The sequence below is a fragment of the Helicobacter sp. 10-6591 genome (assembly GCF_003288805.1).
Lineage (GTDB): Bacteria > Campylobacterota > Campylobacteria > Campylobacterales > Helicobacteraceae > Helicobacter_F.
Genome location: NZ_NHYK01000003.1, coordinates 80,977 through 92,696, shown reverse-complemented (window position 1 = coordinate 92,696; position 11,720 = coordinate 80,977). Strand labels below are relative to the sequence as shown.

Genomic DNA, 11,720 nt, shown 5'->3' with positions numbered 1-11,720 from the left:
GAGAGCAAATGTTTGAACGCATTGATAGCATTTTTAGAAATATTGAAGAAATACGCGATGATATAAACATCCTTTTAGCTATGGCAAAGATCTCTATGCTTGATTACATTATGATAAAGCGTGGCTCACAAGATATGCCTGAAAATCTTACTTTTACACTTCTTGAGCAGATTGACACAGAGGTAGAAAAACTAAAAAGCGAAATAGATTCACTCAATAAGCTCAAACGCGAAATGCTGATCTTTTAAGATACTCTATTTTATTTGACTTATGCCCTTTTATGAAAATAGTCTTGCATTTGCTCTAGTTCCTCTTGGCTAAAACCAGCCTTCAGTCTTGCATCTATATTCATCACCTTTCCAGCCAAAGTAAAATACTCAAATTCCTTGCATAAATCCACAAAAGAATATGGAGTTTTGAGAGTATTTAGTGTAAGTCTCCACCATTTATCACCCTTAGAAACATGGCCTATCTCATCACACAAAATAATGTCAAAAACTTCTTTGAGTTTTTTAGTAATTGGCAAAGTGGTTTGCAAAAGCTTTGTTAATACGAAAGGATTTGCATCTAATCCCTTTGCTTCCAAACCTCTATGCACTACACCCAGACGGACACTTAAATCCTTGCTCGTTGCACACAATGCCTCAAAAAGCTTGTTATGCACACTAAAATCCCCATACTTATAGCCAAGCTCACACAACAACTCCTCTAGCAACGCAAAATGCCTTATCTCTTCGCTTGCTACCTCTAACCAATCTTCATAGAATCTTAAAGGCATACCCTTAAATCGATATGCCGTATCAAGAGCCAAAATGATCGCGCTACATTCAATATGCGCTACAGAATGCAGAATTTTTGCTGTGGTATTTATAGAGCAGACTTTTTTGGGGCGATTTATTTTTAATGGGCTTACAATTTGCGCCTTACAGAGCTTGAGAGTGCCAAATTCTTTGCAGTCTTTGGAATCCGTATCAGATTCTAAATAAAATTTTTTGGCTTTAAAATCTTCATAGAAATCCGCAAAACTTGTTCTGAGTGCGTTAGAATCCTCTATGTCCAAAAGCCCTTCAAGAGTAGAAAAGAATTCTTTTTTCATGTCTTGATTCTAACACCAAACACTTCTTATTGATACATTGACTTTATAAAAGGAGCGAATATGAAATGCAAAATCTGCGGACAGAATACACAAGTGGCATTCCAAGCAAAAATCCTCAATGCCTATGATGAAAATTTTTTCAAATGCCAAAGTTGTGGATTTTTAAGTGTTGGAACAAATGTGCATTGGCTACAAGAAGCCTACACAGAAGCAATCAATATATCAGATACAGGGATCATCGCACGAAACTTATATCTACACAAAATCGTTGTTTGCATAGCTTATCTGCTTTTTGGCTTTAGAAATCATGGAAAAAATAATATTGGGGGGGGGGGAGGTAGAGCGAAGTTTGCTAGATCTTGGAGGCGGCAATGGAATGCTCGTGAGACTTTTACGCGATAGTGGAATCCAGGCATTTTGGGAAGATAAATATTGCGATAATTTTTATGCGCGCGGCTTTGAATGGGAGCGACACAAAGATTCCTATCCCCTACCATCTCTTGCTACAAGCTTTGAAGTATTTGAGCATTTAGCAAATCCAAAACAAGAAATTATGTATATGCTTGAGCTTTCTCCAAACCTCTTATTTTCTACAGAACTCCTGCCTACTTCGATTCCAGAATATTCTGGAGACAAACAATGGTGGTATTATGGATTTTCACACGGACAACATATTAGTTTTTTCACACACAAAAGCTTAGAATCCATCGCGCAAGAGAAAAATCTCTATTTTTGTTCCTACAAAGGATTACATCTTTTCAGTAAAAATAAAATCAACCAAACCTATTTTATGTTGATTGTAAAGTTTGCAAATCGTGGCCTGTATTTTCTGCTTCATAAATGTCTTCAAAGCAAAACACAAGAGGACTCCAAATTGCTTGAGCATCGAAACTATTAATAGAGTTTCGGTTATAATCGCTGCTTCTAACGCAAGCAGCCAAACACAACCAAGGACAGTTATGCAGTTAAAAGGCAAAAATAATCTTTCTCTTGCAACCCCAATTTATGTTAATGATTTAGAAAATCAAAAATTTCTTATTGTTGATATACGTGACGAAGAAGACTTCAAAGCTGCGCATATTAAAGATTCCATACACTTAACCTCCGCGCAAGATGTGTACCAATACGCCAAATCACACCAAGATGAAAAAATTTTGCTTGTATGTTACAGCGGGCATACAGCAAGTGTTTTAGGAACACATCTGATAGAAGCGGGTTGCAAAAATATATATTACTTCGATGATTATTTTGCGCACTTTGAACTCCTTGGTTTTTTAGGATAATTCAATGCTCACTGTATTTTTACAATCACTAATAAGCGTAATTAGCATCGCATTAAATCTCTATATACTGGTACTGATTGCTACTGTTTTAGTGAGCTGGGTGCGCCCTGATCCGTATAATCCAATAGTGCAGATTCTTAATCGCTTAAGCGAGCCGCTTTTCTCTTATGTGCGCAAATTCATACCAACTGTCTTCGGTGGTATTGATATAGCTCCACTCATTGTGATTTTATTTTTAAAATTCATTGACCTATTTCTCACGGGATTAGCACAAAGGCTATAAATGCGTAAATTTTTGGCTTTTGTACTAAGTTGTTCATCTCTCTTGGGTACTAATATCACATTAGAGTTTTTAGAATCAAAGCCGAAGGGACTCGCACGCGATTTTTATATTTGGCGCTTTTTAAGCAACGAAAACACAAGCCTCCAAGAGGCTACCAAAGCCTATGAGCTCATCAATCGCAAAAATCCTAAGTTAATTGCACTCATGAAAAAAAAGGGTACACCACACCAACTACCAAGAGAATTTTTCTGCAAAAGTCTTAATATTGAAACATTGCTCAAAGAAGACATCGAATGTATAAGCTATGGATTACAACTTTCACAGATTCCCTCACTGCCCAAACGCGAATTAGAAACTCTAAAAAAAGCTGTGCAAGAAAACAAAAGTCTATACAAACAAGTGCAGATTCTAAGCTCTAAAGCTATCCTTACTAATATGCTCAACAGCGATGCAAAAACCTTCGCACAAATCTACTCCCAACTTAATCAAAACCAGAAAAAAATAATCATCAACCAAAATATTAAACCCCAAACACTCAAAAAACTAGCAGAACAACAGGATCCAGAGTTTGACAAAATGCTGCAAGGCATTATCCTCTCAGACTCCCTACCAAAATTCAAAAAATCTCTTTTGGGTGCGAAGATAACAAAAACCTACAATGGCTATACGCTCTTTTTGTTAGGAATAAATGAGCTTTTAGCCAACAACAAAAAATATGCTCTACAATACTTCAAGCTTTCAGAACTTGCAAACAAAAATCCATTATTTATAAACAAAGCGCTCTTTTGGCAATACCTACTACAAGGCGATAACCAGATACTGCAAAAACTCACCACAAGCAACCACATCGATATTTATACAATCTATGCAAACCAAAAACTCAGCACAAAACCAAGCTATGTGATTTTGAGTGAGCTTGAAAATATTCGTGGCAAAAAAGCTCCATTTGACATACAAGATCCTTTTGCGTGGGAGATTTTGTATGCAAATCTCTTAAAAGTGAAAGACACAGATGCACTCGATTCTCTTATCAGCGAGTTTGCTTTTGAGTATTCCCAAGCACACATGGCATTTGTCCATAATCGTGCTACAAAATACAAAAATAACTACTTTATCACTCCATTTAGCCAAGAAATCAAATGGAAAAACACACACCAAAAGTCGCTAACTTACGCTATTGCTAGACAGGAATCTAACTTTCTGCCAGCCCTTATATCAACTTCTTATGCGCTTGGAATGATGCAAATCATGCCTTTTAATGTAGAACCCTTTGCTAAAAATATGGGTATAAAAAATATAAAACTCGAAGATATGTTTAACCCCGTGATAGCTTTAGAATTTGGAAGATTCTATATTGATGAACTAGAAGGTGAATTCAAACATCCACTTCTTGTGTCTTACGCTTATAATGGGGGTCCAGGTTTCTTACGAAGAGCATTGGAAAAAAAGAGGCTTTTTCTCAAAAATCGCGCTTTTGAACCCTGGATAAGTTTAGAACTTATTCCTTATGAGGAATCCCGCTTCTATGGGCAAAAAGTTCTAGCTAATTATGTGATTTATCAAGAGCTTTTTGGCAATAATATCAGGCTTGAAAAATTACTCAAAGAGATCCCGCTAAATTAAATGCCGCCATATCAAGGAGGATTTATGATTGATAAATGTTTATTCCCAGCAGCAGGATATGGAACAAGATTTTTGCCTGCAACAAAAGCTATGCCTAAAGAAATGCTTCCCGTGCTTACAAAGCCGCTCATACAATATGGCGTAGAAGAAGCACTAGAAGCAGGCTGTCATAAAATGGCAATAGTTACAGGACGCGGAAAACGAAGCATTGAAGATCATTTTGATATTAACTACGAGCTGGAACATCAGATTCAAGGCACTGATAAAGAGGATTTGCTCAAAGATATTCGTCGCTTGACAAATCTTTGCAGTTTTTCTTACACAAGACAGAATGAAATGAAAGGTTTAGGACATGCAATTCTCACCGGTGAAGTACTCATTGGTCAAGAAGCCTTTGCAGTAATTTTGGCTGATGATTTATGTATAAACAAAGGTTCGCAAGGAATCTTAGCCCAAATGGTTGAGCTTTATAAAAAATACCGTTGCTCAATTGTCGCTATCCAAGAAGTCGGTAAAAAAGAAGTTGATAAGTACGGAATCATTGAAGGTGACGAGGTAGAAAGTGGTGTCTATAGGGTAAGTAATATGATAGAAAAACCTGCTATAGACTCTGCACCAAGTAATCTTGCAATCATTGGGCGTTATATTCTCACTCCTGATATTTTTGATATCTTACGCGTTACAAAACCGGGAAAAAAAGGGGAGATTCAAATAACTGACGCGCTATTAGAGCAGGCAAGACAAGGCAGAGTATTAGCATACAAATTTAAGGGGAATCGTTATGATTGTGGCTCGGTAGAAGGATATATAAAAGCTAGCATTGATTTATTCAAAGATTATGTTTGATACATTTTTTTATCTCTTTTGTTGGTTGATGATGTTCATGCTTGGACTGCCAGTTATTGTCGCTGGAATCCTCACAACCTACAATACACAAACAATAAAAAATCCGCTGCAACAACTCACGCAAGATGTAAGTACCTACAAAAATAATAAAGAAAAACTAAAAATCCATTATGATGACTTTTGTAAAAATTTTCGCACCTGTCCTGACACAAAAGAAGATTATGAAATGTGGCTTGGTTTGGTCTATGAATTTTGTGTCAATCCATTGCTTATGGAAGCCGAAGCCGTAGCAAAATGGCGAGATGAATTAGAAAATGATAATCCAAACTCCAAAAACGAAATACGCACAAAAATTGCTACAGCCCTACAAAAACGGGACAAATAAAGGATTGCTATGGATTATTTACAAATCACCCAATCACTGAAGCTAGAAGGAGAGATTCCAATCTCTGGAGCCAAAAACGCGGCCTTACCCCTACTTGCACTCAGTCTTTTAAGTGATAAAGCATTAAAAATCTCAAATCTCCCAAATGTCGCTGATGTAAAAACATTCATAAAACTCCTAGAACATTTGGGCGCAAACGTCTCATGGGAAAGCTCTCACGCACTTGGCATTGAATGCAAAAATATCATCCACACACGTGCAATCTATGACATCGTGCGTAAAATGCGTGCATCTATCTTGGTTTTAGGTGCATTACTTGCACGTTTTAGAGCATGCGAAGTGAGCTTGCCAGGAGGTTGTGCTATAGGAGCACGTCCTGTAGATTTACACCTAAAAGCATTGGAAAGAATGGGCACCCAAATAAGAATTAAAGGTGGCTATATCATAGCGCAAGCACCAAATGGCCTTAAAGGTGCAGATATTTTATTTGACAAAATATCTGTAACAGGAAGTGAAAATATCATCATGGCAGCTGCACTAGCCAAAGGGAAAACGCGCATTATCAATGCCGCGAAAGAACCTGAAGTCGTTCAGCTTTGCGAGATTCTCAATAAAAATGGTATAGAAATAAAAGGTATAGGCAGCAATGAATTAGAGATTACAGGAAGCGATGGCGTATTGCTAGATTTTGAACCCTTTTGTGTAATCCCAGACAGAATCGAAGCTGGCACTTATCTGTGCGCAGGAGCAATCACAAATTCCTCCATCACTTTAAAAAATCTTAATACATCACACCTGCAAGCAATTTTAGACAAACTAGAAGAAATTGGCTTTAGTTTTGAAAAACAAATCGTTAAAGATTGTGAATCTTTGCGTATTTTGCCCGCCAAAAAATTCAATCCATTTGAACTTATCACAACAGAATATCCCGGATTCCCTACTGACATGCAGGCACAATTTATGGCATTAGCCACACAATGCCAAGGTGTCAGTGTAATAGAAGAAAGATTATTTGAAAATCGCTTTATGCATGTGAATGAATTACAGCGCCTGGGTGCAGATATAAAACTTACAAACAATACTGCAAAAATCCAAGGACAAAAGCCGCTCTTTGGTGCAGATGTCATGGCTACAGACTTACGTGCTTCCTCTGCCTTGGTCTTAGCAGCCCTTGTAGCAAAAGACACAACTAATGTGCGTAGAATTTACCATCTTGATAGAGGTTATGAGAATCTAGAGAATAAATTGGGGCTTTTAGGTGCTAAAATACGGAGATTCTCTTAAGTGAGAAAGAAAATCAATTTTTGAGGAGTCTTTATGACAAATTTCACAAAATCCACCCTTGCTTTTTGTCTTATATGTGGCGTCGCCTATGCAGAAACTGATAAACACCATCACCACCATCATCACCATGGACATAATCACAACGATGAAGTTGCGCTATATGGAACTATTGGTTGGTTTGCAAAATCCAGTGCCCTTGCTTCTAAAAATGAGAATGCGAACAAAGATTCTTACTCGACATTTTTTACTACGATGCAAATGAATGCTGATGCACCATTTGGATTAAGAGCGGGACTAGGAATTACTGCATTCACACCTTTTGGTCAATCCACTCCTTATGTGGAATCAAAATTTATCGAAAATATCGCGTATTTGGACTTCACTCATAGCTTTGACAGCCTCACTTTAAGCATCAAAGGTGGAAGATTTGATGAGCATCTTGATTGGATTGGACATTCATTACAAGGAGCTATGGCTTCTTTGAATTCTCGATATTTTCGAATCTATGGTCTTTGGGTCGATGATCAGGCACACACTACGCGTGAAATAGGATTGCATAATTTCAATTTCTATGATGAGCTTTATGATTCAAAAGACCTTTTTGTTGCTGGTGCAGACATAAAAGCTCCATATACACACATTTCACCTTTCAATTACTATTTGCCAACATTTTTTAATGTTGCTGGGACAAAGATTAACTTTAATTTTGATATATCCCAAAACTGGTACATAAGCACGACATTACACGGAGCCTATCTACACTCTCTCTTTACAAATGAAATACATGATGAGCATGGTCATGAAGATGAAATTACCACACATATTACAGAGCCACGCGGACACTCTTATATTGGAATCATAGAGCAAGCTATTGGGTATGGGGACAACATAGAATTTGGCATAGGTTTCCAAAAAGTCGGAAAACATATCTTCGAGTTAGCGAATATGGATAGTAATTCTCGTTTTGAAGCACACAATCACGGACATAGTAGATTCAATGTGATTCAACCTGGTGGTTTGCACTCTGGAACGCATACAACAAATATGTACAACGAAGAAACAAGAACAATTTATGGATTTTTTGATATGAGTTTTGATAACCTCGCCATCGAAGCTTTAGCAAGAGATAGCAGAAATTCTGAGCGCTCTCAAAGTGCGTATTCTCTCGGGTTTAGATACACCAGCATCTATGATATTGAAATAGGAGCACTTGGTGTTTATATGCTTGAAAGCAAACAATCTGATGGAGATGGAGATGAACCAAGCTATAAAAATCTTAATCGCTCCTTTGCTAAAGCTTATATCCAATATGCATTTTGATAGCTAGTATCTATGTTGTGCAATGATCACAAAAGATTCAATAGAGCAACTTAAAGACCGAATCGATATTGTCGAAATCATCAGTTCTTACATAGATTTACGAAAAGCAGGAACGAACTTCTCTGCTTGCTGTCCATTCCATAACGAAAAAACTCCAAGTTTTATTGTAAGCCCTGCGCGTAATAGCTACCATTGCTATGGTTGCGGAGTTGGAGGAGATTGTATCTCCTTTGTGATGGAATACGAACACTTGAACTTTACTGAAAGTGTAGAAAAAATAGCCGAAATGATAGGCTTCACGCTTACTTATGAAAAACACACTACAAACAAAAAACAAAGCACACTACTAGAAGATATTTCAAGATTTTATGAAAGACAATTGCTCAATAATGCTCCAATACTTGAATATTTGAAATCTCGTGGAATCTCACAATCAAGCATAGAACTCTTTAAGTTAGGATATGCTCCAGCTAATTTTGAAACTCTAAAATTTATAAACGCAAATAATTTGAATAAACAAGAGGCATTAGAATTTGGCGTTATAGGCAGAGATTCCACAAGAGAATATGCCCGTTTTAGTGAACGCGTTATTTTTCCTATACATTCAAATAACGCAAAAATTGTAGGTTTTGGGGGCAGAAGTCTAGATAAAAATAATCCTGCAAAATACATAAATTCCCCTCAAAGCAGGATTTTTAATAAATCAAAATTACTCTATGGCTATCACATCGCTAAGGATTCTATTTTCAGAGAAAAAAGAATCATTATTTGTGAAGGTTATATTGATGTGATTATGTTGCATCAAGCAGGATTTAAGAACACAGTAGCAACCCTTGGCACGGCACTTACAGAGCAGCATTTGCCGCTTCTAAAAAAACTCCAAGCAGAGATTATTCTAAGCTATGATGGTGATAATGCTGGAGTGAATGCTGCTTTTAAAGCAGCAAAAATACTCAGCAAAGAAAGCGCTATTGGTGGCGTTGTATTATTTAGCAATAATCTGGATCCCGCTGATATGATTGCAAATAATATGTTAGAAGAACTCAAAGAACTTTTTACAAAACCCATACCATTTGTTGAGTTTGTTTTGCAAAAAATTATTACAAGCTTCAATATCACAGATCCTCTTTTAAAACAAAAAGCCTTACAAGAATCGCTGGCTTTTCTTAAAACACTCACTCCACTTCTGCAAACTGAATATGCAAATTTTGTTGCAAACGCTTTGCGTATAAATCCGCTGCTTATTAAAATCAACCACAAAATAGCAGACATACAGACATTTCTAAACTCTCAAAATGATATTGCCGAATGCACTCTTATTTTTACACTGATAGAAAATCCTGAATGGATAGATATAGCTGCCGAATATATTGATAGCTCTGTTTTTATGCACTATGCAAAAGAATACATCCTCTTACTTCAAGGTAAAAAAGCTCAAGAGGATAAAGATTTGCGCTCCATTTGGCTAAATAGCAATCTGAAAGCCATACGAAACATCAAAGAATTCAAAGAACATTTAAGAATTCTTATAACCCAAGCTTACAAAAAAGACTTACAAATGATCAATAAACTCAATACCGATCCAAAACAAAAACTAGAAACTCTGGCTACAATTAGGAACAAACTCACAAAACTTTTACAAGGAGAACTTATAAGCTATGAAAAAAGCTTTGGCACTTTTTAGCGGAGGCTGTGATAGCCTTATTGCTATGAAATTACTCAAAGATCAAGGCATAGAGGTTATTGCTTTACATTTCAATATAGGATTTGGCGGGAATAAAGATAAATTAGAATATTTCCAAAATGCCACTGCCCAAATTCCTGTAGAACTCAAAATCATTGATATAAAAAAACAATTTTTTGATTCTGTATTATTCACACCAAAATATGGATATGGCAAATATTTTAATCCCTGCATTGACTGCCATGCAAATATGTTTGGCAATGCTTTTGATTATCTTTTAGAATCTGGTGCAGATTTTGTGATTAGTGGTGAAGTCTTGGGACAGCGTCCAAAGTCTCAACGTAAACAAGCACTTGATGAAGTTAAAAAGCTTGTAAGAGACGTTGGGAAAAATCAAAAATTTGACAAAATTTTAAGTCGCGATGGAAGTGATCCTAGCAAACCAAAAACACTTGATGAACTGCTTTTGCGTCCAATGAGTGCAAAACTTTTAGAACCAAGCTTTCCAGAAAAAATGGGCTGGGTAGATAGAGAGAGACTCCTTGATGTGATCGGACGAGGGCGCACAAGACAGTTAAAAATGATAGAAGAGTTTGGATTCAAATATTTTGAAAAGCCCGGTGGGGGTTGCTTGCTTACGCAAGATTCTATTGCGCGTAAAATCAAAGATCTCTCAGGCCATCGTAAAATGGTTGTAGAAGATGTAGAAATGATAAAAGTAGGTCGGTATTTGGTTTTAGAAAATGGCTCAAGATGCGTGATTGGTAGGAATGAGGAAGAAAATAAAAAACTCAGTATTCCAAATCCGGAAATGGAGCAGATAATCTTACTAGATTCTGTTGGTCCTGTGGGATTGATAGAAAAAGGTGCGTGTAAAGAAGATAAACTCTTAGGCGCACAAATTACACTAAGCTACGCAAAAACAGAATCTGGAAAAAGCTACAATGTCCGCATTGGAGATGAAGTTTTAACAACAAAAGCTCTCAAAAAAGAGGATTGCACAAAATACTTGCTTTTAAATACTTAATTAAGGATAATAAATGAAAAATCTTTTTTGCATTATTGTAACCTACACACAACCCTTAGATACAATAGAATCTCTTTTATCACTTCATAGAGAATATTTAAAACAAGGATATAAAAAAAATATTTTACTTGTATCTGGTCCGCAGAATCCACGCACTGGTGGAGTTATCATAGGGAGATTCAACGATAAGCAACAAGCTCTTGCTTTCACACGAGCTGATCCATTTTTCAAAAACGATGCTGCTACATATGAAATTTTAGAATTTACACCTGTTCTCTATACAGATTTACTAAAAAATTTTTTACAAGACTAAAAAATAAATAAAAAAACCTGCTTGAAAAGCTAAATTTTTTTTAATAAGCTCTCAGATTTTTTTCTGTATTCTCTGTGCATGTGTTATAGCGACTGCTAGAGCATCTGTAATATCAAGTGGGCTTATTTCACCTTTGATACGCAAAATGCGTTTTACCATAAATGCTACCTGTGTTTTATCGGCCTTGCCATTTCCCGTAAGTGATTTTTTTATTTGTAAAGGTGTATATTCTGCGAAATTCCCGAAATCTTGCAAAATTTTCAAGCTTAATGCACCACGAAATTGAGCAAGTTTTATGACACTTTTTGGATTATAAGCATAAAACATGTCCTCAATTGCCACCTCATCAATTTTATAAGTTTGCAAAATCACATCTATACCTTCGATAAATTCCACAATCTGATCCTGTAAAATTCTTTCTTTTATCTTTATAAAACCAGCCTCAATAAGATTCAGTGTGCTTCTATCACAATTTATTAGCGCATATCCACAATTTCTGGTTCCAGGATCAATACCTAAGATATTCATTTCAATCCAATTTAAACAATTTTTGCTTATTATAACACCCTCTTTTTT

The 11,720-nt window shown here is 36.3% G+C and carries 15 protein-coding genes; 13 read left to right on the top strand and 2 right to left on the bottom strand.

Going from position 1 to position 11,720, the window contains the following annotated elements; genetic code table 11:
• Positions 1 to 8 precede the first annotated feature (8 nt).
• Positions 9 to 248, top strand: a complete 240-nt coding sequence (locus tag CCY97_RS01770; RefSeq protein ID WP_112063778.1) for a DUF2443 family protein — start codon at positions 9 to 11, stop codon at positions 246 to 248.
• Positions 249 to 268: 20 nt separating this feature from the next.
• Here CCY97_RS01770 and CCY97_RS01765 read toward each other — a convergent pair whose 3' ends face one another.
• Positions 269 to 1,096 (bottom strand): DUF455 family protein, encoded by an 828-nt coding sequence (locus CCY97_RS01765; protein WP_112063777.1) that lies wholly within the window; start codon positions 1,094 to 1,096, stop codon positions 269 to 271.
• A gap of 60 nt (positions 1,097 to 1,156) precedes the next feature.
• Between CCY97_RS01765 and CCY97_RS01760 the strand changes: the two genes are divergently transcribed.
• From CCY97_RS01760 to CCY97_RS01705, 12 genes are all read left to right on the top strand, one after another.
• A complete protein-coding gene (locus CCY97_RS01760) occupies positions 1,157 to 1,498 on the top strand; it encodes a hypothetical protein (protein ID WP_181562784.1) in 342 nt (113 codons plus the stop codon).
• Positions 1,446 to 1,994, top strand: coding sequence for a methyltransferase domain-containing protein (locus CCY97_RS01755; protein WP_112063776.1), 549 nt, complete (start codon positions 1,446 to 1,448; stop codon positions 1,992 to 1,994). The genes CCY97_RS01760 and CCY97_RS01755 overlap by 53 nt, the downstream gene beginning before the upstream one ends.
• Before the next feature lie 61 nt (positions 1,995 to 2,055).
• On the top strand, positions 2,056 to 2,379 hold the full coding sequence (locus CCY97_RS01750; protein ID WP_112063775.1) for a rhodanese-like domain-containing protein: 324 nt from the start codon (positions 2,056 to 2,058) through the stop codon (positions 2,377 to 2,379).
• Between the two features lie 4 nt (positions 2,380 to 2,383).
• On the top strand, positions 2,384 to 2,662 hold the full coding sequence (locus CCY97_RS01745) for a YggT family protein (RefSeq protein ID WP_112063774.1): 279 nt from the start codon (positions 2,384 to 2,386) through the stop codon (positions 2,660 to 2,662).
• Positions 2,663 to 4,285 carry a lytic transglycosylase domain-containing protein gene (locus CCY97_RS01740; RefSeq protein WP_112063773.1) on the top strand — a complete coding sequence of 541 codons (1,623 nt, stop codon included), beginning with the start codon at positions 2,663 to 2,665 and terminating at the stop codon, positions 4,283 to 4,285. It begins immediately after the preceding gene.
• Between the two features lie 24 nt (positions 4,286 to 4,309).
• Entirely contained in the window at positions 4,310 to 5,131 is an 822-nt protein-coding gene (gene galU / locus CCY97_RS01735) for a UTP--glucose-1-phosphate uridylyltransferase GalU (protein ID WP_112063772.1), read from the top strand.
• The gene (locus CCY97_RS01730; RefSeq protein ID WP_112063771.1) at positions 5,124 to 5,516 is read left to right on the top strand and encodes a hypothetical protein; all 393 of its coding nucleotides are present in this window, start codon (positions 5,124 to 5,126) and stop codon (positions 5,514 to 5,516) included. Before galU ends, CCY97_RS01730 begins: the two co-directional genes overlap by 8 nt.
• A 9-nt stretch (positions 5,517 to 5,525) precedes the next feature.
• Positions 5,526 to 6,800: a UDP-N-acetylglucosamine 1-carboxyvinyltransferase gene (gene murA, locus CCY97_RS01725; protein ID WP_112063770.1), complete on the top strand. Its 1,275-nt coding sequence runs from the start codon at positions 5,526 to 5,528 to the stop codon at positions 6,798 to 6,800.
• A gap of 33 nt (positions 6,801 to 6,833) precedes the next feature.
• Complete coding sequence (locus tag CCY97_RS01720; RefSeq protein WP_112063769.1) at positions 6,834 to 8,120, top strand: hypothetical protein; 1,287 nt, start codon at positions 6,834 to 6,836, stop codon at positions 8,118 to 8,120.
• A gap of 22 nt (positions 8,121 to 8,142) precedes the next feature.
• Complete coding sequence (gene dnaG / locus CCY97_RS01715) at positions 8,143 to 9,804, top strand: DNA primase (protein WP_112063768.1); 1,662 nt, start codon at positions 8,143 to 8,145, stop codon at positions 9,802 to 9,804.
• Complete coding sequence (locus CCY97_RS01710) at positions 9,779 to 10,831, top strand: 7-cyano-7-deazaguanine synthase (RefSeq protein ID WP_112063767.1); 1,053 nt, start codon at positions 9,779 to 9,781, stop codon at positions 10,829 to 10,831. The genes dnaG and CCY97_RS01710 overlap by 26 nt, the downstream gene beginning before the upstream one ends.
• Before the next feature lie 13 nt (positions 10,832 to 10,844).
• Positions 10,845 to 11,144 (top strand): YciI family protein, encoded by a 300-nt coding sequence (locus CCY97_RS01705; protein WP_112063766.1) that lies wholly within the window; start codon positions 10,845 to 10,847, stop codon positions 11,142 to 11,144.
• 51 nt (positions 11,145 to 11,195) lie between these two features.
• Here CCY97_RS01705 and ruvC read toward each other — a convergent pair whose 3' ends face one another.
• Positions 11,196 to 11,672: a crossover junction endodeoxyribonuclease RuvC gene (ruvC, locus tag CCY97_RS01700; protein WP_112063802.1), complete on the bottom strand. Its 477-nt coding sequence runs from the start codon at positions 11,670 to 11,672 to the stop codon at positions 11,196 to 11,198.
• Between the last annotated feature and the right edge of the window lie 48 nt (positions 11,673 to 11,720).

What these genes read in the sequence shown, in the direction of transcription:
- CCY97_RS01770 (WP_112063778.1), top strand. Translation starts at nt 9, where the DNA reads ATGTTTGAACGCATTGATAGCATTTTTAGAAATATTGAAGAAATACGC.
- CCY97_RS01765 (WP_112063777.1), bottom strand. Translation starts at nt 1,096, where the DNA reads ATGAAAAAAGAATTCTTTTCTACTCTTGAAGGGCTTTTGGACATAGAG.
- CCY97_RS01760 (WP_181562784.1), top strand. Translation starts at nt 1,157, where the DNA reads ATGAAATGCAAAATCTGCGGACAGAATACACAAGTGGCATTCCAAGCA.
- CCY97_RS01750 (WP_112063775.1), top strand. Translation starts at nt 2,056, where the DNA reads ATGCAGTTAAAAGGCAAAAATAATCTTTCTCTTGCAACCCCAATTTAT.
- CCY97_RS01745 (WP_112063774.1), top strand. Translation starts at nt 2,384, where the DNA reads ATGCTCACTGTATTTTTACAATCACTAATAAGCGTAATTAGCATCGCA.
- CCY97_RS01740 (WP_112063773.1), top strand. Translation starts at nt 2,663, where the DNA reads ATGCGTAAATTTTTGGCTTTTGTACTAAGTTGTTCATCTCTCTTGGGT.
- galU (WP_112063772.1), top strand. Translation starts at nt 4,310, where the DNA reads ATGATTGATAAATGTTTATTCCCAGCAGCAGGATATGGAACAAGATTT.
- CCY97_RS01730 (WP_112063771.1), top strand. Translation starts at nt 5,124, where the DNA reads ATGTTTGATACATTTTTTTATCTCTTTTGTTGGTTGATGATGTTCATG.
- murA (WP_112063770.1), top strand. Translation starts at nt 5,526, where the DNA reads ATGGATTATTTACAAATCACCCAATCACTGAAGCTAGAAGGAGAGATT.
- CCY97_RS01720 (WP_112063769.1), top strand. Translation starts at nt 6,834, where the DNA reads ATGACAAATTTCACAAAATCCACCCTTGCTTTTTGTCTTATATGTGGC.
- dnaG (WP_112063768.1), top strand. Translation starts at nt 8,143, where the DNA reads ATGATCACAAAAGATTCAATAGAGCAACTTAAAGACCGAATCGATATT.
- CCY97_RS01710 (WP_112063767.1), top strand. Translation starts at nt 9,779, where the DNA reads ATGAAAAAAGCTTTGGCACTTTTTAGCGGAGGCTGTGATAGCCTTATT.
- CCY97_RS01705 (WP_112063766.1), top strand. Translation starts at nt 10,845, where the DNA reads ATGAAAAATCTTTTTTGCATTATTGTAACCTACACACAACCCTTAGAT.
- ruvC (WP_112063802.1), bottom strand. Translation starts at nt 11,672, where the DNA reads ATGAATATCTTAGGTATTGATCCTGGAACCAGAAATTGTGGATATGCG.